The sequence below is a fragment of the Bradyrhizobium sp. USDA 336 genome, from assembly GCF_044908355.1.
Classification (GTDB): Bacteria; Pseudomonadota; Alphaproteobacteria; order Rhizobiales; family Xanthobacteraceae; genus Bradyrhizobium; species Bradyrhizobium yuanmingense.
Genome location: NZ_JBIYDC010000002.1, coordinates 3,727,157 through 3,746,857, shown reverse-complemented (window position 1 = coordinate 3,746,857; position 19,701 = coordinate 3,727,157). Strand labels below are relative to the sequence as shown.

Below are 19,701 nucleotides of genomic sequence, written 5' to 3'. Positions count from 1 at the left end.
GAGGGTTGGGGAGAGGGTGTCTCCGCAATGGGATAGCCCCCTAGAGGAGAAAGCCCTCACCCGCGCCTTCGGCGCGACCTCTCCCGCAAGCGGGAGAGGTTGCACCGAGCCCGTGGCAATCGATTCAATCTAAGCCATTCCGCTCAGCCAACCCCATTCCGCGTCAAGATCATCTCCATCGCCTCGGCAAAGCCGTCCTGCTCATTGGTCGCAGTGACATGCGTCGCCTCGTCCTTGACGTTGTCGGCGGCGTTGCCCATGGCGATCGAGGTGCCGCTGACGCGGAACATGGCGAGGTCGTTCTGCATGTCGCCGATGGTGGCGACCGCGTCGGTCGAGATGCCCAAGCGCTTGGCCATCGCTTGCACGAATGTGCCCTTGTTGAAGCCCGGCGGGGTGATGTCGAGATAATAGGTCTGCGAGCGCACCGCGGTCGCCGCGCTGCCCAGGGCTTCCTGCATCACCTTCTCGCACGCCTCGAGCCGGGCGGCGTCGGCGCTGGCGCCAACGATCTTGCACGCGCTGGCAAGGTAGGGCGAGAAGTCAGTCACGATCGTCGGATCGGAACGGATCGTGTGCCGCTCGTGCGCGACGTAGCTGCCGCTGGGATTGTCGATCAGCCATTTGTCGGTGGTGAACAGCCAGACGTCGGCGCCGTAGTCGCGCAGGATCTGCAAGGAGCGCTCCGCCGCCCGCGCGGGAATTAGGTGCTGCTCGACCGGCCGCATCTCGGGATCGACGATCGAGGAGCCGTTAAACGGCCCAACCGGCAGCCACAGCGCCAGCGGCTCGATCAAGAAGCGCATGCCGATCGCCGGACGGCTGGAGGTGATGGTGAAACCAATGCCAGCCTGGTGCAGCCGCTGCACGGCGTTTTTCGCGCGCTCCGTCAGCGTCTTGTCCTTGGTCAGCAGCGTGCCGTCGACGTCGGAGACCACGAGTGAGATTTGGGTCATGGCAGAACCTTGGGTGTTGCGCCGCCCAGTTTGAGCTGCCGCACGATGCCGTCCACGATCGCTTCGACGGTCTCGTCGATCGAGACGATGATGGCGTGCTCGCCCGGCTCCGGCGGCTCCAGCGTCTCGAACTGGCTGGCGAGCAGTCCGGGCGGCATGAAGTGCCCCTTGCGCTGCGCGAGCCGCTCGGCGATCAGCTCCTTCGTGCCCTTCAGGAACACGAAGCGGACGTCGTCGCGTCCGCGCAGCAGCACGTCGCGATAGGCGTGCTTCAGCGCCGAGCAGGCGATGATGACGTGCTCGCCGCGGCCGCAGACCCGCGCGATTTCGTCGGCGATGGCATTCAGCCAGGGCCAGCGGTCTTCGTCGGTGAGAGGATGTCCGGCCCGCATCTTCTCGACATTGCTGGCGGGATGGAAGCTGTCGCCGTCCTCGAAACGCCAGCCGAGGCGCTCGCCGAGCGCCTTCGCGACCGTGCTCTTGCCGGAGCCCGACACGCCCATCACGATCAATGCACAAGGTGCTTCAGCGCGGCCCACGAATGTCCTCCGGAAGCGCGGCCCTGTCGACCAGCCAGACGGTTTCGCCGTTCGAGCGCGCGCGTAAGGCCGGCAGATTCTCGCCATTGCAGAGGCGCGTCAAGATCGGCCGCTTGTCGTGCCCGGCAATCTCGAACAGCATTTCGCGGCAGGAGGCCAAGACGGGCAGGGTGAGCGAGACCCGCGGCACGAACGGCGCGACGTTCGCCTTGGGCACGCCGACGACCCAGCGTCGGGTCTCCTCGATCTCGGGGTAACCGGGAAACAGCGAGGCGGTGTGGCCGTCCGGTCCTGCGCCCATCAGGACGAGATCGAACAGCGGACGTGCCGGATCGAGCTGGTCTCCAGCATAGAAGGCCTGCAGCTCGCGCGCATAGGCTTCCGCAGCGGCATCGGGATTTTCGGCTGTGGTCGGGATCGGGTGAATATGGCCGGCGGGCGCATGGCGGTCGAGAAAGGTCGCGCGCGCGACCGCCATGTTGTTGAGGGGATCGCTTTCGGGCACGAAGCGTTCGTCGCCGATGAACCAGTGCACGCGCTCCCACGGAATCCTGCCGCGCCAGGCCTCGCTGCCGAGCAACTGATACAGCTTCCTCGGGCTGGAGCCGCCGGTGAGGCAGATCGCGATCCGGCCGGGATTGGCTGCGATCCGCGCCATCACGCGTTCAGCCGCGGCGCGGGCGAGAGCTTCGGCATCGGCCTCGATGATCAGCTTCGGCTGCTCGGCCGGAGCCATCACGAGTACTTCCGCCAGCTTCGGCCGTCGCGCCGGAGCAGCTCGTCGGCGCAGGCAGGGCCGTCGCTGCCGGCTTCATAGGTTTCGATGCCGTTGCTGCCCGCGCTCTTCCAGGCGTCCAGGAACGGCTGCACCGCCTGCCAGCCGGCCTCGATGCCGTCGGCGCGCTGGAACAGGATGTTGTCGCCGATCATGCAGTCGTAGATCAGCGTCTCATAGCCGGTCGAGGGATCGGCGCGAAAATAGTCGCCATAGCGGAACTTCATCTCGACGCCGTCGATGGTGATGCTTGGCCCCGGGATCTTGGCGTTGAACTGCAGCTCGATGGTCTCAGTCGGGGCGATGCCGATGGTGAGGAAGTTCTGAGACAGGCGGTCGACGTCCGTACCCGAAAACATCGACAGCGGCGCCTGCTTGAACTTGATCGCGACTTCGGTGCGCTTGTGGCCGAGCGCCTTGCCGGTGCGCAAGTAGAACGGCACGCCGGCCCAGCGCCAATTGTCGATCATCAGCTTGAGCGCAACAAAGGTCTCGGTGGTGCTGTCTGGCTTGACGTCCGCGGTCTTGCGATAGTCCGTGATCTCGTCGTCGCCGCTGCGACCCGCGAGATATTGCGCGCGCACCGAATTCTTCAGTGCGTCCTCCCGGCTGGGCAGCTGGATCGATGTCAGCACGTCCGCCTTCTCGGAACGCACAGAGTGCGCATCGAAGCGGGCGGGAGGCTCCATCGCGACCAGCGACATCAGCTGGAACAGGTGGTTCGGCACCATGTCGCGCAGCGCGCCGGTGGCATCGTAGAAGCCGCCGCGGTGGCCGACCCCGAGCTTCTCTTCCACGGTGATCTGGATGTGATCGATGTGGTTGCGATTCCAGATCGGCTCGAACATGCCGTTGGCAAAGCGCAGCACCAGGATGTTCTGCACCGTTTCCTTGCCGAGATAATGATCGATCCGGTAGATCTGGTGCTCGTCCATGATCTTCAAGAGTTCGGCATTCAGCGCGCGGGCCGAGGCGAGGTCGGTGCCGAACGGCTTTTCGATCACGAGCCGCCGCCAGGCGCCGTTCTCCTTCATCATGCCGGTGCGGCCGAGCTCCCGCGCGGTCGGCGCGAACGCAGCGGGCGGCGTCGCCAGATAGAACAGCCGGTTGCCGCCGGTGTCCTGCGCGCATTCCAGCGAATCCAGATGCTCACGCAGGCGGTCGAAGGAGGGCGGGTCCTTTGCGTCGGCCTCGACGAAGGTCACGCATTCCAAAAGCCTCGTCGCGATGTCGTCGTCCACCGGGCGCGTCGCGAATTGCCGCAAGCCCTTCAGAAGGCTGTCGCGCAGCTCCTCATCCGACTGGCCCCTGCGGGCGACGCCGACGACGCAGAATTTCTCCGGCAACAGGTGCTCGGCCGCTAGATTGTAGAGCGAGGGCATCACCAGGCGATGGGTGAGATCGCCGGTGACGCCGAAGATGACGAAGGCGCAATTTTCCGGCTTGCGCTTTGGCTGCGGGTCTTTTGTCACGAATGGTCGGCCTTCGCTTGGTTTACGCGTTACTTCGGCTTCGCCGCGCCCGGCTGCGTCGGCTCCTTGTGCCCGCCGAACCCTGCACGCATCGCCGAGAGAATTTTTTCGGCGAAGGTGTGTTCCTTGCGGGAACGGAAACGTGTGTAGAGCGCCGCGGTCAAAACCTCGGCTGGCACGGCCTCGTCGACCGCGGCATTCACGGTCCAGCGGCCTTCGCCGGAATCCTCCACGAAGCCGGAATATTCCGACAGTTGCGGACTGTCGGCGAGGGCGGTCGAGGTGAGGTCGAGCAGCCAGGACGGAATCACGCTGCCGCGCCGCCACACTTCGGCGATGTCGGCGAGATCGAAATCGTAGCGATGATCCGCCGGCAAAGCCTCGATATTGGCATTCCTGAGGATGTCGAAACCTTCGGCATAGGCCTGCATCAGGCCGTATTCGATGCCGTTGTGGATCATCTTGACGAAATGGCCGGCGCCGACGGGCCCGGCGTGGATGTAGCCTTGCTCGACGCGGGGATCGCGGCCCTCGCGCCCCGGCGTGCGCGGAATGTCGCCGGCGCCCGGCGCGAGCGCCGCGAAGATCGGATCGAGCCGGTCGACCACCTGCTTCTCGCCGCCGATCATCATGCAGTAACCGCGGTCGAGCCCCCACACGCCCCCGGAGGTGCCGACGTCGACATAATGGATGCCGCGCGCCTTCAGCGCCTTGCCGCGGCGGACGTCGTCCTGCCAGAAGGTGTTGCCGCCGTCGATGATGACGTCGCCTTCCTGCATCACGCCGGCGATTGTCTCGATCGTGGTCTCGGTGATGCGGCCGGCCGGCAGCATCACCCAGGCCGTGCGCGGCCGCTCCAGCTTGGCGACGAACTCTTCCAGCGTCGCCGAGCCGACCGCGCCGTCGGCGGCAAGGCCGGCGACGGCCTTGGCGTCCTTGTCGTAGACCACCGTCGAATGCCCGTGGCGCATCAGGCGGCGAACGATGTTGCCGCCCATTCGGCCGAGGCCGATCATGCCGAGTTGCATCTGCATCATTCCCTTAGTTCAGCGCGTCGTTGAGCGCTGCATTGAGCGCGGCAAGGCCTTTCTTGAGCCCACCCTTCAGGTGCACCCGCAGCGCACGCCGGCCGCGTTCCGTCAGCACGTCGAAATCGCCACGCGCCTGCGCCGCCTTGATCACGCCGAAGCTCGCCTTCTGCCCCGGCACGGGCAGGTCCTTGGCGTCATCGGCGGTGATCTGGAGGAAGACGCCGCTGTCGGGCCCGCCCTTGTAGGCCTGTCCCGTCGAGTGCAGGAAGCGCGGGCCGAACTCGGCGCAGGTCGCGACATGCCGCTTCTCGCGCACCTCTAAGCGCATGGCCTGAAGCGCGTCGATCGTGGCCTTGTCGCGCGCGATGTAGCCGAGCAGGGCGACGTAGTCTCCGTCGCTGGATCGCGACAGATGCGCCTTCAGCCAGGAGCCGAGATCGCCATTGGCGCCGGCGGCGCGCAGCGCCGTGGCATTGGCCTCGTCGGTGTAGAGATCGGCGTCCTTGGTGCTGACCACCGGCTCTTCCGCCGGCAGCTTGCCGGTCTTCTCGAACGCGGCGGTGAGCTCGCGGGTCTTGATCTTGGCTGCTTCCACGTCCGGCTGGTCGAACGGGTTGATGCCGAGAATGCTGCCGGCCACGGCGGTTGCCATCTCGAAGCGGAAGAATTCCTGGCCGAGATGCTCGATCGACTTCATGACGATGCGCACCACGGGATGACCGGCCGCCTCTATCGCGGCAAGCTGGGAATCGTGTGCGGCGTCCGCTTCGCCTTCGACACGGATGTCGATGAAGAAGCGGTCGTTGCCGTAGACGGAGGGATCGCCCAGCGGCTCGCCCTCTATCGGGATCAGGCCCTTGCCCTCCTTGCCGGTCGATTCCGCGATCAGCTGCTCGGCCCAGGCGCCGAAATCGGCGATCTTCTTCGACGCCAGGATCGTCACCTTGTCGCGGCCTTCGAGTCCCGCGAGACCCATGGCAAGGCCGAGCTGCACGCCCGGGTTTTCGGACGGCGGCACATCGGGGCCACAGGAGCGGGCCATCGCCAGCGCATGCTTGACGAAGCTCTTGACGTCGATGCCCGCGGTCGCCGCCGGCACCAGCCCGAACGGCGAGAGCACCGAATAGCGTCCGCCGATCGAGGGCTCGCCATGGAAGATGCGGGCGTAATGAAGGCTCTTCGCCGCCTTCTCCAGCGACGAGCCGGGGTCGGTCACCGCGATGAAGCGATGCCCGGTCTTCACCTTTGCACCCACCGCCTTGGCAACCTGCTCGTGGAAATAGTCCTTCATCGCGTTCGGCTCGGTGGTGCCGCCGGACTTGCTGGAGACGATGAAGACGGTGTTGGCGATGTCGATCTTCGCCTCCATCGCCCGCACCTGTGCCGGATCGGTGGAGTCGAGCACGTGCAGCTTGGGGAAGCCGGGCTTCTTGCCGAAGGTCTCCGCCAGCACCTCGGGGCCGAGGCTGGAGCCGCCCATGCCGAGCACGACGGCGTCGGAGAATTTCTGGCCCTTCACGCGGCCCGCATAGTCCTCGTAATCGGCAATGTCGGCCTTGGCTGGACTGTCGAGCCAGCCGAGCCATTTGTCCTCGTCCGCACCGGTCCAGACCGACTTGTCGCGCTGCCACAGTCTGCGGATCTTGGCCGACGCCCGCCATTCCTCCGTGGTCTTGGCCAGCGCCTTGCCGAGCGCCTCGCCCAGCGAGAGCTGCTGGCGGTCGAGTGCGGGCCCGAGCACGACCGCCCGCTTGTGGGCGACGGCGCCGTAGAGCTTGTCGGCGGCATCCGCAAACAGCTTGACGCCGTCCTTGACCAGCTCCTCGGCGATCGCATCGAGCGAGATGCCGGAGCGCTCCAGCTCGTCCAGCACGCGCTTCGCGTCCTCGACGTTCTCCTCCAGGCTGTCGCGCGGCTTGCCGTGGTCGCGGAACGCATCCAGCGTTGCCGGCGGCACGGTGTTGATGGTGTCGGGGCCGATCAACTCCTCGACATAGAGGACGTCGCTATAGTCCTTGTTCTTGGTGCCGGTGGAGGCCCACAGCATGCGCTGCGGCTTGGCGCCCTTGGCGGCGAGCTTCTCCCAGCGGGGGCCTGCGAACAGGCGCTTGTAGTCCTGGTAGGCGAGCTTGGCATTGGCGATCGCCACCTTGCCCTTGAGCGCGGCGAGACGTTCCTTCTCGGACGGATCGTTGGCGCGGGCGATCTTCTCGTCCAGCTGCTTGTCGACCACCGAATCGATCCGGCTGACGAAGAAGCTGGCGACGCTGGCCACATGCGACGGATCGCCGCCGCCGGCGACGTAGGTCTCGAGACCGGCGATGTAGGCCTCGGCCACCTCGAGATAGACGGCCTTGGAGAACAGCAGCGTGATGTTGATGCTGATGCCCTCGCTGATCAGCTGCTCGATCGCCGGCAGGCCCTCCGGCGTCGCCGGCACCTTCACCATCAGGTTCTTGCGACTGACGTCCTTCCAGAGCCGCCGCGCCTCCGCGACCGTGCCTGACGTGTCCATGGCGAGATAGGGCGAGACCTCCAGGCTGACATAGCCGTCGCCGCCCTTGAGGCGGTCATAGACCGGGCGCAGCACGTCGGCGGCGTTCTGGATGTCCTCGATCGCGACGGCCTCGAACAGGTCGGCCACGGTGCGGTCGCCGCGCTTCAGCGCCTTGCCGATCGGGGCGTCGTATTCGTCCGAGCTGCCGATCGCCTTCTCGAAGATCGACGGGTTGGAGGTGACGCCCTTGACGCCGTCGGTGTCGATCAGCCGCTTCAGGTCGCCCTTGGCGATGAAGCCGCGGGCCAGGAAGTCGAGCCAGACCGCCTGTCCGTGCTTTTCCAGTTCTTTGACGGGATTCATGATGTTTATTATCTCCAAGCCTGCGGACGAGGGTTTTCGCGAAGGTCTGACGCGCTATCCTCTAGCCTACATGCACCCGGGAGGGAACCAATCAAGGGTGCGGGAGTCATACCCTCCAGTGTAACTCCGTCGCGATCATGGCGATCCAGACGGGCAGCTTACTGTTGCGTAAAGGTCGTTCACCATCCGGCTGATCTGAGCGCTTCGCTGCCCAGCGGGCATGTCGTCGTCATCCACTCCTACGCATCCGCGCTCTCCGTATCGACAATGAATTTCTGCCACGGGGATGGCGGAGATCTTGCTCGAAGATTGCCGCGGTCACGAAATGATCGTGCTGAGGCCGGCGCCGGACATGCGAAGAGCTCCGCAGCATCCCAAGCTGGCCGTTACGCAGAGAACGATCGCGTTGTCATCCGTCGGGGTGGGCCTGGCCTGGCAGCGATTGTGACACGGTGCTGCGCGTTGCCGCGGCGACGTACAGGCCGCCAGCACACCGCATTGCAGCAGGAAGATGAACGGGGACCGCAAGGCTTCGCCGTACGAGCGTCATAAGATCGCCGCTCCCCGATCGCTATGCTGCACCGCCGGATGGGGCCATCCCCGGGAACGCCCGGATGTGGCGACCGAGTGACATTTTCTGGAAATGAGCCAGAATAGACGGAGATTCGCACAAATTACAGGCAGGTGCCTGTTCGTAACTCATGGAGTGCCTACGTTGTGCGTTGCGTCGAGTCGCCACCCGGGTGTCCAATGATTGTCATGTGCTCACGCTGATTCGAAACGGCCTGAGGAACGGTCCGGTAACTGCTTTCGTTTCAGCTTGTAGCGGAACTCACGCGGAGAGGGATCATGTACAACGATTCTCTATTCAACGCTTTCGCTCGGTCGTTCGAGGCGAGAAGCCAGCACGACATGTCGATGGCGGAATATCTGGAATCGTGTCGAAGCGATCCCATGAAATACGCGAACGCGGCTGAACGACTGCTAGCGGCGATCGGTGAGCCTCAGACGATTGACACGGCCAAGGACCCACGCCTTGGCCGTATTTTTTTGAACCGCACCATCCGCACCTATCCAGCCTTCGCCGGCTTCTACGGCATGGAAGAAACCATCGAGCGCATCGTCGGTTTCTTCCGCCATGCGGCGCAAGGTCTCGAAGAGCGCAAGCAGATCCTCTACCTGCTCGGCCCGGTCGGCGGCGGCAAGTCCTCGCTCGCCGAGCGGCTCAAGTCGCTGATGGAAGTGCAGCCGATCTACGTGCTCAAGGCCGGCGACGAGCTCTCGCCCGTGTTCGAGAGCCCGCTCAGCCTGTTCGATCCCGATCAGCTCGGTCCGATGCTGGAGGAGAAGTACGGCATTCCGCGCCGTCGCCTCACCGGCCTGATGAGCCCGTGGTGCTACAAGCGGCTGGAAGCGTTCGGCGGCGACATTTCCCAGTTCCGTGTCGCCAAGATCCAGCCGTCGCGGCTGCGCCAGATCGCGATCGCCAAGACCGAGCCCGGTGACGAGAACAACCAGGACATCTCCTCGTTGGTCGGCAAGGTCGACATCCGCAAGCTCGAGACCTACGCCCAGAACGATCCCGACGCCTACAGCTATTCCGGCGGCCTCAACCGCGCCAACCAGGGCGTGCTCGAGTTCGTCGAGATGTTCAAGGCGCCGATCAAGATGCTGCATCCGTTGCTGACCGCAACCCAGGAAGGCAATTATATCGGCACCGAGAACATCGGCGCGATCCCGTTCACCGGCATCATCCTGGCGCACTCGAACGAAGCCGAGTGGGCGAGCTTCAAGGCCAACAAGAACAACGAAGCCTTCATCGACCGCATCTGCGTCATCAAGGTGCCCTACTGCCTCAGGGTCACCGAGGAGCAGAAGATCTACGAGAAGCTGATCCAGGGCTCCGAGCTCGCCTCGGCTCCTTGCGCGCCGTCGACGCTGGAGACGCTGGCGCGGTTCTCGGTGATGTCGCGCCTGCGCAAGCACGAGAACTCCACCCTGTTCGCCAAGATGCGGGTCTACGACGGCGAGAGCCTGAAGGAATCCGATCCGAAGGCGCGCAGCGTCCAGGAATATCGCGACGCCGCCGGCGTCGACGAGGGCATGGATGGCGCCTCGACCCGCTTCGCCTTCAAGATCCTGGCTGCGACGTTCAACCACGATCCGCAGGAGGTGGCCGCGGACGCCGTGCATCTGATGTACGCGCTGGAGCAGGCGATCCGCCGCGAGCAGCTGCCTGAGGAGACCGAGAAGCGCTATCTCGAATTCATCAAGGCCGAGCTCGCACCGCGCTACGCCGAGTTCATCGGCAACGAGATCCAGAAGGCCTATCTGGAATCCTACTCGGATTATGGGCAGAACCTGTTCGATCGCTACGTCGACTATGCCGACGCCTGGATCGAGGACCAGGACTTCAAGGATCCCGATACCGGCCAGCTGCTCGATCGCGAGCTTTTGAACCAGGAGCTGACGAAAATCGAGAAGCCCGCGGGCATCGCCAATCCCAAGGATTTCCGCAACGAGGTCGTCAAATTCTCGTTACGCTCCCGGGCCCAGAACGGCGGCAAAAACCCGACCTGGACCTCCTACGAGAAGATTCGCGATGTGATCGAAAAGCGGATATTCTCCCAGGTCGAGGACCTGCTTCCGGTCATCTCCTTCGGGTCGAAGAAGGACGGCGAGACGGAGAAGAAGCACGGCGAGTTCGTCGCACGCATGGTGGAGCGCGGCTATACCGAACGTCAGGTTCGCCGGCTCGTCGAATGGTACATGCGCGTGAAGCAGGCCGGTTGAGGCGGATGGGAGGCGAATGGTAAAGTGCCCATTCACATTATTGACAGGCGCCTGAATCCAGGCGGTAAGAGTCTTGAGAACCGCCAGCGGTTCTTGCGTCGGGCCAAATCCCTGGTGCAGGGCGCCGTCAAGAAGACCTCGCAGGAACGCGACATCAAGGACGTCCTGGAGGGTGGTGAGGTCACGATTCCACTCGACGGCATGCACGAGCCGCGTTTCCGCCGTGAAGGCGGGACGCGCGACATGGTCCTGCCCGGCAACAAGAAGTTCATCGAAGGCGACTATCTCCAGCGCTCCGGGCAGGGCAGCGCCAAGGATTCCGGTCCCGGCGAAGGCGACAGCGAGGACGCCTTCCGTTTCGTGCTGAGCCGTGACGAGTTCGTCGATCTGTTCCTCGACGACCTCGAGCTTCCGGATCTCGCCAAGCGCAAGATCGCACAGACCGAGAGCGAAGGCATCCAGCGCGCCGGCTACACCATGACCGGCTCGCCCGCCAACATCTCGGTGAGCCGGACGGTGAAGCTCGCGCTCGCCCGCCGCATCGCGCTCAAGCGTCCGCGCAAGGAGGAGATCGAGGAGCTGGAAGCCGCGATCGAAGCCTGCACGGACGAGGACGAGCGTGCGGCTCTCGTGGCCCGGCTCGAAATGTTGAAGGCGAAGTCCAAGCGCATCCCCTTCATCGATCCGCTCGATATCCGCTACCGGCGGTTCGAGACGGTGCCCAAGCCCGTCGCGCAGGCCGTGATGTTCTGCCTGATGGACGTTTCCGGCTCGATGTCCGAGCACATGAAGGACCTGGCGAAACGCTTCTACATGCTGCTCTACGTGTTCCTGAAGCGGCGCTACAAGCATGTCGAGATCGTCTTCATCCGCCACACCGACCGCGCCGAGGAGGTCGACGAGCAGACCTTCTTCTACGGTCCGGCCTCGGGCGGTACGCTGGTCTCCAGTGCGCTGCAAGCGATGCACGAGATCGTGCGCGAGCGCTTCAACCCGTCGGACTGGAACATCTACGCCGCGCAGGCTTCCGACGGCGACAATTCCTATTCCGACGGCGAACTCACGGGGCTCCTCTTGACTGAGAAGATCCTGCCGGTCTGCCAGTTCTTCGCTTATCTCGAGGTCGGCGAGGCCGGCGGCAGCGCCTTCGATCTCTCCGACTCCTCGCTCTGGAGCCTCTACGAACGCCTGCGCAACAGCGGCGCCCCGCTCTCGATGCGCAAGGTCTCGGAGCGCAGCGAGATCTTCCCGGTATTCCACGATCTGTTCCAGCGCCGCGACACTGCCCAGGAGAAGGCCGCTCCATGAAGGAACGTTTGTTCGAAGGCGCCGATTGGGATTTCCACACCTTGCAGCGCATCACCGATGCCTGCGAGGAGGTGGCGCTGAAGGATCTCGGTCTCGACGTCTATCCGAACCAGATCGAGGTCATCACCGCCGAGCAGATGCTGGACGCCTATTCGTCGGTCGGCATGCCCCTGTTCTACAAGCACTGGTCATTCGGCAAGCACTTCGCGTTCCATGAGGCGTCCTACCGCAAGGGCCTGATGGGGCTCGCCTATGAGATCGTGATCAACTCCTCGCCCTGCATCTCCTATCTGATGGAGGAGAACACGGCGACGATGCAGACGCTGGTGATCGCGCACGCCGCCTTCGGCCACAACCATTTCTTCAAGAACAATTATCTGTTCAAGCAGTGGACCGATGCCGACGGCATCCTGGACTATCTCGACTTCGCCAAGAACTACGTCATGCAGTGCGAGGAGCGCTACGGCCGCATCGAGGTCGAGCGCACGCTCGATGCCGCGCACGCGCTGATGTCGCACGGCATCGACCGTTATCCCGGCAAGAAGAAGCTCGATCTGCGCGCCGAGGAGAAGCGGGCAGGGCGCCGCCGCCAGCACGAGGAGGAGGTCTTCAACGATCTCTGGCGCACGGTGCCGAAGGGCGCCGCCAAGAGCCGCTCCACGCTCAGCATCGAGCGCCGCCGCAAGCTGCTCGGCCTGCCGCAGGAGAATTTGCTCTATTTCCTGGAGAAGAGCGCGCCGCGGCTGGCGCCCTGGCAGCGCGAGCTGCTCCGCATCGTCCGCCACATCGCGCAATATTTCTATCCGCAGAGCCAGACCAAGGTCATGAACGAGGGGACGGCGACCTACGTTCATTATCGCATCATGACCAAGCTGCACGAGCAAGGCCGCATCAGCGACGGCAACTTCCTCGAATTCTTGGGGTCGCACACCAACGTGGTGTTCCAGCCCGAATTCGACGACCCGCGCTTCTCCGGCTTCAACCCTTACGCGCTCGGCTTCGCCGTGATGCAGGACATCGAGCGCATCGTTAGCAATCCGGAGGACGAGGACCGCGAGTGGTTCCCCGACATCGCCGGCAAGGGCGACGTCATGGGCGTGCTGCGCGACGTCTGGGCCAATTATCGCGACGAGAGCTTCATCGGCCAATTCCTGAGCCCGAAGTTGATGCGGCACTTCCGCATGTTCCATCTGCACGACGATCCCGAGGAGCGCGCCGGCATCCGGGTCGACGCCATCCACGACGAGCGCGGCTTCCGCCGCGTCCGCCGCGAGCTGGCGCGGCAGCACGATGTCGGCTTCATCGACGCCAATATCGAGGTGGTCGACGTCGATCTCTCCGGCGACCGCCGCCTGATCCTGCATCACCACGTCATCAAGGGCTCGCAACTCAACGAGACCGACGCCAAGCGCGTGCTCCAGCACCTGGCCGATCTCTGGACCTACGACGTCGCACTGATCGAGGTCGACGCCAACGACAAGGTCCTGCGCGAATACGTCGTCAGCCCGCGCCCGATTCCCGCCGCGGTGGCGTGAGGCTGTCTCCTCTTTTGAAGTGAAGCTCGCGCGCCGAAGGCGGTGCGCTCCCTCCCCCGCTTGCGGGGGAGGGCTGGGAGAGGGTGTCTCCGCAGTGGGGTTCCCCAAGAGGATAGAGCCCTCTCCCGCGCCTTCGGCACGACCTCTCCCGCAAGCGGGAGAGGTTGCACCGAGCCCGTGGCAATCAAGTCAACCTAAAGCCATTCCGCTCTACGCCGATCGCTTCCCCGGCTTCTTCTTCGACACATTCAGCTCCACCGCCGCGCGGATCAACGCCTTCAGCGCCTTCTCGTTGACCTTTTCGCCCTCGCGAAGATCGATCGCCCGGCGCACATTGCCGTCGAGGCTGGAATTGAAGAGGCCTGCGGGATCCGCGAGTGCCGCGCCCTTGGCGAAGGTCAGCTTCACCACCTCCTTGTAGGTCTCGCCGGTGCAGATGATGCCGTCGTGCTCCCACACGGGAACGCCGCGCCATTTCCACTCTTCGACGACATCAGGGTCGGCCTCCTTGATCAGCGCGCGAACCCGCCCCAGCATCTCACCGCGCCAGTCGCCAAGCTCCTTGATCCTGCCGTCGATCAGCTTGGGTGGCGAGGCGGTACCTGCTTGCTTCGCGCTGCTCGCCTTCGCCGCCACGGGCTTCTTCATCATGGCCTCGTTCACGCGTTGCTGCGGCCGCGATAAGGCAGCGCGAACAGATAGAGCCCGGTCGCGAGCAGCGGAATCAGCGGCGCCAGCGCCAGGAAGCCGATCCACACGGCCTCGACCTGCATCGTCATCGCCACGATGTTGGCGATGACGGCAAGCGTGAAAGCCATCGACAGCCAGCGATGAATTTGCCGAATCCACATCTGCGTGCTCATTGGGACCTCCTTTGAGAATGATCGGAATGGGTGGTGGAGCTAGCTCGCCCGCGCCAGCAAATCGTCCAGCTTCGCCAAAAACTGCTTCCAGCCGGCATGCGCGCCGCCGAACGCCTGTTTCTGCGTCGGGCGGAAGCCCGCCTGCTCGACGCGCAAATGCGTGCCCGCGCTCGTCGGCGTCAGCGTGAAGGTGACGATGCTCTTGAGATCGAACGCGGCGTCCTCGTGCGAGAAATTCCAGGTGTAGGCCAGCGTCCTCTGCGGCTCGATGGTGAGCACCTCGCAGTCCAGCACGCCGCCCCATTCGCCGCGCAGATTGAAGCGATGGCCGACGACCGGCTTGAAATCGTTCTTCATCAGCCATTCCTCGATCAGATGCGGCTGCGTCAGCGCGCGCCAGAGCCGCTCGGCGGGATAGGCAAATTCGCGCTCGATGACGACGGAGCGCGTTTCGGCGGGTTCGTTCATTGGTCCATCCTCGTCAGGAGATCGTCGAGGGCATCTAACCTTTTCTGCCAGAACCCGGCCATCTGGCCGGTCCAGTCGATCAGCGGATTGAGCGCGCCGGGCTGCGCGCTGTAATGGGTCTGCCGTCCTTCGTGCCGGTCGCGCACCAGGCCCGCCTGCTTCAGGGCGCCAAGATGTTTCGACACCGCCGGCTGCGATACGCCGGATCGCGCCGTCAGCGCCCCGACCGTCTGCTCCCCCTCACGGCACAGCCGCTCGAAGATCGCCCGCCGGGTCGGGTCGGCGAGCGTCCTGAACAGGAGGTCGGGGGTGGGAGGCATGAAAAATCCATAACCGGGAGGTTATGAATAGACTCATAACTGTGGAGTTATGGGTAAGTCAAGTACGATGGGGCCTGCGGCGCCGCCATACGCCCCCGTCATTGCGAGCGCAGCGAAGCAATCCAGAATCTGTCCGCGGAGGCTGTCTGGATTGCTTCGTCGCAAGGGCTCCTCGCAATGACGCGGAAAGGGCTGCGCCAGACGTCGCCGTGCCCGCCTACGGCCGCAAATACAGATACCCCTGCGACTGCAGCTCGGCGAGCCGCACCACGCCGCCGTTCTCTGCGTTGACGAAGCCTGGCAGCAGCTCGCTCAGCGTCACGTTCTGCGCCTTCATCGTGTTGCCGCAGGCCGCGAGCTCGACGCCGCCCGTGGAGAAGTCACCGACGCGCTTGCTGACGTCGGGGTTGGCCTGCGCCGAGTGAAACGCCTTCAGCGCCGGGCCGTGGATCACCAGCGCGATCGTCACGTGCTCGGGGCCGCCGACGCCGTCGATGTGGTTCTGGATATTGCCGAGCACGAAATGGACCTTCTCGGCGTCGCTGAGGTGATAGGCCACCTTGAGCTTGTTCGACCGCGCGGTGGCGGTGGTGGCTTTCGCGCTGGAGCCGCCAAGCGCCGCACCGAGTGCCGAGACGGCGCTCCACAGGATGTTCCGGCGGTTCATGGCGATCTCCTCGACGAAGCCCGAATTTGCCGCAGGCATATCATTTGTGGCGCAGCGCCGCGAGTTCCTTGCGGTCGGTCACCAGCGAGGCGCACTCGCGATTGTCGGCCCGGTCGAGCCGGAAAATCTTGTCGTCGGCGCCGGCGGTCAGCGAATGCTCGGCGTCATCGTCCGGCTTGTTGTTCTGCCAGACCCTGACACGTTCGAGCCGGACGATCGCGGACTTGTCGTCCTTGGAGAGCGCAACACCGATGCCGCCGCCATCGCAGTCGACGCCGCAGCCGAGGCGCACCTCGTCGCCGCTCCTGGTGAATACGGCGTGGTTGCACGAGCCGCTGGAGTCGAAATCGCCGCTGCGGTGACGGTACCTGAAGCCAAGGCGGAAGGAATGGTGAAGCTCCTTGTCCTCCTTGTCGAATTCCGCGGAGATCAGCAGCTTCATCGCGGCGACCTTCTGCTTCGGATGCCGCGCCAGATGGTCGGCATCGTAGCGGCGGACGAAGCAGGCATAGGCCTTGTCGCCGGGAGGCTTCGCATACATCCGCGTATTGAAGGTCTCGGCCTCGGCCTTGCTGGGCTCGCGAATATCGTCGACTTCCTCGGCGCGGCCGACGCTGGTCAGCGCAGCAAAAGTGAGGGCAGCAAGGATGACGAGCTTCATGAGGGCCTCGCGCACACGACAATTTCGTCGCAGCAGGACAGAGCTGCTGTCTGTTAGACGCAGAATTGGTGACCCGCGTTCAACCGTCGCAAGCCGCTCGAGCGGTGGTCGCGGTGCGGATTCGCGCAACTCGCTTCACGCTCCGCCTTAGTCACTGATGGGCTTGAGAAGGTTCAAGCGGTGAAGCGGGCGGCCCTTCGGAACTTGAAGTCTGCAATCGCTGCGACATTGTCTCGGTTCGTCAATGTGATAGCCTTCACAAACGACCGCCTTCGGCGGTCGTAAGCTGGGGCTGCCTTGTCAGTATGTGGAGTCCCCCCGCAATGGGCGAAATTCGCAGCTTCAAATCCGGCAATCAAGACGAGCCGCCTGCGCACGGCGCCATGCCTCGTCGCCTCGCAGCGATCATTGTCGGTGACATCGCTTCGTACAGCCGCATGATGCAGGCCGATGAGGAGGGGACGCATGTCCGCGTCAAGCGGATCGAGCGCGACCTCATCTATCCAAGCATCGTCGAGCACCATGGAACTCTGGTGAAGACGACAGGCGATGGCTTCATCGCCATTTTCGACAGCCCCGTCGAGGCCGTTCGATGCAGCATCGTCATCCAGCAGAACCTCATCGGCCGCAACGCGTCGCTTCCCAAGCATTCGCGGCTCGAATATCGGATCGGCGTCAATCTCGGCGATGTGATCGTGGAGTCGGACGATGTCTACGGCGACGGCGTCAACATCGCCACACGCATCGAGGGCATTGCCGAGCCCGGTCAGGTCTATATCTCGGGCGCGATCTACGAGCAGATCAAGCACAAGGTAGTATGCGGCTATGAGTCGCTCGGCGACCGCAAGGTCAAGAACATCACCGATCCGGTGCGCGTGTATCGTGTGCTGCCGGACGCTGATGCGATCGGCAAGACAAGAAGCCGGCGTGAGAACGCGCTGATCTTTTTGCTGGCCATTACAGTGCTGATGATGGCCACCGGCGTGCTCTGGTATTTGCTGGCGCAACCCGGCAAGATGGGCGAGCAGGCTGCCGCGCCGCCCACCGCTCCGGTGGTCTCACCGGTTCCTCAGCCGTTGCCGAGCGAGGCGGCGAAGCAGACGCCGCAACCCTCTCCGTCATTGGCTTCGTCGCCTTCGGCCCCGACTCCGGCTCCGGCTCCCAGCCCATCGGCAACGCCGGTGCGCGAGCCCGAAATGATCGCCATTCGCGGCGGCAGCTTCGCCATGGGAAGCAACGACGATCCGACCGAGCGTCCCGTCCACCAGGTCACGATCAAGCCGTTCTCGATCGGAAAATACCCGGTGACGGTGCAGGAGTGGAACGAATGCGCTGCCGCCAAGGCGTGCGGATTCACGGCCACCGGCAAGGACGATGCCCCGGTCAGCAATGTGAGCTGGATCGATGCGCAGCAATATGTCGCCTGGCTCGCGCAGGCGACAAAGAAGCCCTACCGGCTTCCGAGCGAAGCCGAATGGGAATATGCGGCACGCGGCGGGACACAGACCAAATATTGGTGGGGCGACAAGCTGCAGCCGGGCATGGCCGGCTGCAAGGATTGCGGTGAACTTGCGGCCGAGCAGCCGGCCAAGGTTGGCAGTTTCAAGCCCAATCCGTTCGGGCTTTACGACATGGGCGGCGGCATCGATCAGTGGGTCGCGGACTGCTGGCACCGGACCTATCAGGGCGCGCCCAGCGACGGCTCGGCGCGGACCAGCGCTGACTGCAGCTCTCATGTCCTGCGCTCAGGCTCCTGGAAGAACGATTCGAGATATGTGCGGCCGTCAAACCGCGGTGGATACGACACCGGCGTCCGTTACCCCACGCATGGATTCCGGATCGCGCTCAGTCCGTAGGTACTGGAGTCAATTTGATGAAGATCGTTTCCTGTATCGCGCTGGCGGCCGCCATCGCATTGTTCCCCGGCGCGGCCTATCCGCAAGGCAAAGCTGCGCCAAAGGACGCCAAGCTTTATTTCATCTCGCCGTATGACGGCCAGAAGATCCGTGGTGGGTTTTGGGTCCGTTTCGGCCTGCGCAACATGGGCGTGACGCATGCCGGCGACGACTACCACAATGCCGGCCACCATCATCTGTTGATCGATGTGAAAGACCCCATCAATGCCAAGGAGCCGATTCCGCAGGACAAGTCCCATCTGCATTTCGGAGCGGGACAAACCGAAACGTTTCTCGAGCTTCCGCCGGGCACGCACACGCTGCAACTCGTGCTTGGCGACGCCAAGCACTATCCGTTCGAACCACCCGTCGTGTCGGAGAAGATCACGATACGCGTCAGGCCGGCGGCATCAGCGCGAAGATGATCACCGCAGGCTGGCGTTGATCTTGTCCAGCACCGCCGAGCCCGGGCAGAGCGTGTCCGCCTCCAGCGCGTTGAGCGGCGTCTCGACCGTGTTGAGATGCTCGTGCAGGTCCTCCGCGTCGGGGTCGACGTACAGAAGACCGGTGACGATCTGGCCCTTGGCGGCGTGCCTTGCGAGGAAGGTCTGGGCGCCCAGGCGGTCATGCGGATCGTAATCCGCATCGATCTTGCGCAGCGCGACCTTGCTGCCGTCGTGCTGCTCGACCACCTGCACCGTGCCGGGCGCGTAGTCCACCGCAATCGGGTCGCGGCCGACCAGCACGTCGAGCCGGTTCACCGCGTCGTTGTGCTCGCGGACATAGTCGAAACTCTTGGTCGAGCCGGCGTGGTTGTTGAAGGCGATGCAGGGGCTGATCACGTCGATGAAGGACGCGCCCTTGTGGCCGATCGCGGCGGCGATCAGCGGCACCAGCTGGCTCTTGTCGCCGGAGAACGAGCGCGCCACGAAGGTGGCCCCGAGCTGCAGCGCGATGGCGACGAGGTCGATGGCGTTGTCGGTGTTGGTGACGCCCTTCTTGCTCTTCGAGCCGCGGTCGGCGGTCGCCGAGAACTGACCCTTGGTCAGGCCGTAAACGCCGTTGTTCTCGACGATATAGGTCATGTTGACGCCGCGCCGGATCGAATGCGCGAACTGGCCGAAGCCGATCGAGGCGGAATCGCCGTCGCCGGAGACGCCGAGATAGATCAGATCGCGGTTGGCGAGGTTGGCGCCGGTGAGCACGCTCGGCATGCGGCCGTGCACGGAATTGAAGCCGTGCGAATTGCCGAGGAAATAGTCCGGCGTCTTCGACGAGCAGCCGATGCCGGAGATCTTCGCCACCCGGTGCGGCTCGATCGAGAGCTCGTAGCAGGCTTCGATGATCGAGGCCGTGATCGAATCATGGCCGCAGCCGGCGCATAGCGTCGAGATCTTGCCCTCGTAGTCCCGATGCGTGTAGCCGAGCGCGTTCTTCTTCAGGCCCGGATGATGGAATTTCGGTTTTGCAATGTAGGTCATGAAAGCACCTGCGATCCCAGGGCCGTCATGGCCGGGCTTGACCCGGCCATCCACGTCTTGGCCGAGAAAAAGAAAGG

At 64.1% G+C, this 19,701-nt stretch carries 18 protein-coding genes; 5 read left to right on the top strand and 13 right to left on the bottom strand.

The genetic code is table 11. From position 1 onward, the window contains the following. Window positions 1-143 precede the first annotated feature (143 nt). The 6 genes from ABIA45_RS18540 to ABIA45_RS18515 are packed head-to-tail and all read right to left on the bottom strand — an operon-like array spanning window position 144 to window position 7,633. On the bottom strand, window positions 144-956 hold the full coding sequence (locus tag ABIA45_RS18540; RefSeq protein WP_275497061.1) for an HAD family hydrolase: 813 nt from the start codon (window positions 954-956) through the stop codon (window positions 144-146). Next, entirely contained in the window at window positions 953-1,459 is a 507-nt protein-coding gene (locus tag ABIA45_RS18535; protein WP_404546297.1) for a gluconokinase, read from the bottom strand. Before ABIA45_RS18535 ends, ABIA45_RS18540 begins: the two co-directional genes overlap by 4 nt. 22 nt (window positions 1,460-1,481) lie before the next feature. Beyond that, window positions 1,482-2,231, bottom strand: a complete 750-nt coding sequence (pgl, locus tag ABIA45_RS18530) for a 6-phosphogluconolactonase (protein WP_404546295.1) — start codon at window positions 2,229-2,231, stop codon at window positions 1,482-1,484. Beyond that, window positions 2,231-3,742: a glucose-6-phosphate dehydrogenase gene (gene zwf, locus ABIA45_RS18525; protein WP_271541974.1), complete on the bottom strand. Its 1,512-nt coding sequence runs from the start codon at window positions 3,740-3,742 to the stop codon at window positions 2,231-2,233. Before zwf ends, pgl begins: the two co-directional genes overlap by 1 nt. 29 nt (window positions 3,743-3,771) lie before the next feature. Further along, the gene (gene gnd, locus ABIA45_RS18520; RefSeq protein ID WP_057026081.1) at window positions 3,772-4,770 is read right to left on the bottom strand and encodes a phosphogluconate dehydrogenase (NAD(+)-dependent, decarboxylating); all 999 of its coding nucleotides are present in this window, start codon (window positions 4,768-4,770) and stop codon (window positions 3,772-3,774) included. 13 nt (window positions 4,771-4,783) lie between these two features. After that, window positions 4,784-7,633 carry a bifunctional transaldolase/phosoglucose isomerase gene (locus tag ABIA45_RS18515; RefSeq protein WP_404653107.1) on the bottom strand — a complete coding sequence of 950 codons (2,850 nt, stop codon included), beginning with the start codon at window positions 7,631-7,633 and terminating at the stop codon, window positions 4,784-4,786. An 849-nt stretch (window positions 7,634-8,482) separates the two neighbouring features. Here ABIA45_RS18515 and ABIA45_RS18510 point away from each other — a divergent pair. From ABIA45_RS18510 to ABIA45_RS18500, 3 genes are read left to right on the top strand one after another with little or no spacing between them, the layout of a single operon-like run. Continuing rightward, the gene (locus ABIA45_RS18510) at window positions 8,483-10,426 is read left to right on the top strand and encodes a PrkA family serine protein kinase (RefSeq protein ID WP_036007284.1); all 1,944 of its coding nucleotides are present in this window, start codon (window positions 8,483-8,485) and stop codon (window positions 10,424-10,426) included. 30 nt (window positions 10,427-10,456) lie between these two features. Beyond that, the gene (locus ABIA45_RS18505; protein WP_271542122.1) at window positions 10,457-11,734 is read left to right on the top strand and encodes a YeaH/YhbH family protein; all 1,278 of its coding nucleotides are present in this window, start codon (window positions 10,457-10,459) and stop codon (window positions 11,732-11,734) included. Further along, the gene (locus ABIA45_RS18500) at window positions 11,731-13,269 is read left to right on the top strand and encodes a SpoVR family protein (protein ID WP_275497058.1); all 1,539 of its coding nucleotides are present in this window, start codon (window positions 11,731-11,733) and stop codon (window positions 13,267-13,269) included. Before ABIA45_RS18505 ends, ABIA45_RS18500 begins: the two co-directional genes overlap by 4 nt. Before the next feature lie 210 nt (window positions 13,270-13,479). On the opposite strand, the gene ABIA45_RS18495 is transcribed toward ABIA45_RS18500, so the two are convergent. The 6 genes from ABIA45_RS18495 to ABIA45_RS18470 form a co-directional block, all read right to left on the bottom strand. Beyond that, window positions 13,480-13,917 carry a DUF1801 domain-containing protein gene (locus ABIA45_RS18495; RefSeq protein ID WP_404655698.1) on the bottom strand — a complete coding sequence of 146 codons (438 nt, stop codon included), beginning with the start codon at window positions 13,915-13,917 and terminating at the stop codon, window positions 13,480-13,482. Between the two features lie 11 nt (window positions 13,918-13,928). Beyond that, complete coding sequence (locus ABIA45_RS18490) at window positions 13,929-14,132, bottom strand: hypothetical protein (protein ID WP_404653105.1); 204 nt, start codon at window positions 14,130-14,132, stop codon at window positions 13,929-13,931. A gap of 39 nt (window positions 14,133-14,171) precedes the next feature. After that, window positions 14,172-14,600 (bottom strand): SRPBCC domain-containing protein, encoded by a 429-nt coding sequence (locus tag ABIA45_RS18485; RefSeq protein ID WP_225182720.1) that lies wholly within the window; start codon window positions 14,598-14,600, stop codon window positions 14,172-14,174. Continuing rightward, window positions 14,597-14,920: a helix-turn-helix transcriptional regulator gene (locus ABIA45_RS18480; RefSeq protein ID WP_271541960.1), complete on the bottom strand. Its 324-nt coding sequence runs from the start codon at window positions 14,918-14,920 to the stop codon at window positions 14,597-14,599. The genes ABIA45_RS18485 and ABIA45_RS18480 overlap by 4 nt, the downstream gene beginning before the upstream one ends. A gap of 217 nt (window positions 14,921-15,137) precedes the next feature. Next, window positions 15,138-15,587 (bottom strand): DsrE family protein, encoded by a 450-nt coding sequence (locus tag ABIA45_RS18475; protein ID WP_271541959.1) that lies wholly within the window; start codon window positions 15,585-15,587, stop codon window positions 15,138-15,140. A gap of 40 nt (window positions 15,588-15,627) precedes the next feature. After that, a complete protein-coding gene (locus ABIA45_RS18470; protein ID WP_404653102.1) occupies window positions 15,628-16,248 on the bottom strand; it encodes a hypothetical protein in 621 nt (206 codons plus the stop codon). A 323-nt stretch (window positions 16,249-16,571) separates the two neighbouring features. On the opposite strand from ABIA45_RS18470, the gene ABIA45_RS18465 reads away from it, so the two are divergent. Both ABIA45_RS18465 and ABIA45_RS18460 read left to right on the top strand, forming a co-directional pair. Then, complete coding sequence (locus ABIA45_RS18465) at window positions 16,572-18,104, top strand: SUMF1/EgtB/PvdO family nonheme iron enzyme (RefSeq protein ID WP_404543180.1); 1,533 nt, start codon at window positions 16,572-16,574, stop codon at window positions 18,102-18,104. A gap of 17 nt (window positions 18,105-18,121) precedes the next feature. Continuing rightward, complete coding sequence (locus ABIA45_RS18460) at window positions 18,122-18,568, top strand: DUF4399 domain-containing protein (RefSeq protein ID WP_271541953.1); 447 nt, start codon at window positions 18,122-18,124, stop codon at window positions 18,566-18,568. Here ABIA45_RS18460 and ABIA45_RS18455 read toward each other — a convergent pair whose 3' ends face one another. Then, complete coding sequence (locus tag ABIA45_RS18455; protein WP_404653101.1) at window positions 18,569-19,624, bottom strand: 2-oxoacid:ferredoxin oxidoreductase subunit beta; 1,056 nt, start codon at window positions 19,622-19,624, stop codon at window positions 18,569-18,571. It lies immediately after the preceding gene. Between the last annotated feature and the right edge of the window lie 77 nt (window positions 19,625-19,701).

Coding starts and splice junctions, on each gene's coding strand:
- ABIA45_RS18485 (WP_225182720.1), bottom strand. CDS start 14,600: ATGAACGAACCCGCCGAAACGCGCTCCGTCGTCATCGAGCGCGAATTT.
- ABIA45_RS18490 (WP_404653105.1), bottom strand. CDS start 14,132: ATGAGCACGCAGATGTGGATTCGGCAAATTCATCGCTGGCTGTCGATG.
- ABIA45_RS18475 (WP_271541959.1), bottom strand. CDS start 15,587: ATGAACCGCCGGAACATCCTGTGGAGCGCCGTCTCGGCACTCGGTGCG.
- ABIA45_RS18535 (WP_404546297.1), bottom strand. CDS start 1,459: ATGGGCGTGTCGGGCTCCGGCAAGAGCACGGTCGCGAAGGCGCTCGGC.
- ABIA45_RS18540 (WP_275497061.1), bottom strand. CDS start 956: ATGACCCAAATCTCACTCGTGGTCTCCGACGTCGACGGCACGCTGCTG.
- gnd (WP_057026081.1), bottom strand. CDS start 4,770: ATGCAACTCGGCATGATCGGCCTCGGCCGAATGGGCGGCAACATCGTT.
- ABIA45_RS18510 (WP_036007284.1), top strand. CDS start 8,483: ATGTACAACGATTCTCTATTCAACGCTTTCGCTCGGTCGTTCGAGGCG.
- ABIA45_RS18495 (WP_404655698.1), bottom strand. CDS start 13,917: ATGAAGAAGCCCGTGGCGGCGAAGGCGAGCAGCGCGAAGCAAGCAGGT.
- ABIA45_RS18480 (WP_271541960.1), bottom strand. CDS start 14,920: ATGCCTCCCACCCCCGACCTCCTGTTCAGGACGCTCGCCGACCCGACC.
- ABIA45_RS18465 (WP_404543180.1), top strand. CDS start 16,572: ATGGGCGAAATTCGCAGCTTCAAATCCGGCAATCAAGACGAGCCGCCT.
- ABIA45_RS18500 (WP_275497058.1), top strand. CDS start 11,731: ATGAAGGAACGTTTGTTCGAAGGCGCCGATTGGGATTTCCACACCTTG.
- ABIA45_RS18455 (WP_404653101.1), bottom strand. CDS start 19,624: ATGACCTACATTGCAAAACCGAAATTCCATCATCCGGGCCTGAAGAAG.
- pgl (WP_404546295.1), bottom strand. CDS start 2,231: ATGGCTCCGGCCGAGCAGCCGAAGCTGATCATCGAGGCCGATGCCGAA.
- ABIA45_RS18470 (WP_404653102.1), bottom strand. CDS start 16,248: ATGAAGCTCGTCATCCTTGCTGCCCTCACTTTTGCTGCGCTGACCAGC.
- ABIA45_RS18515 (WP_404653107.1), bottom strand. CDS start 7,633: ATGAATCCCGTCAAAGAACTGGAAAAGCACGGACAGGCGGTCTGGCTC.
- ABIA45_RS18460 (WP_271541953.1), top strand. CDS start 18,122: ATGAAGATCGTTTCCTGTATCGCGCTGGCGGCCGCCATCGCATTGTTC.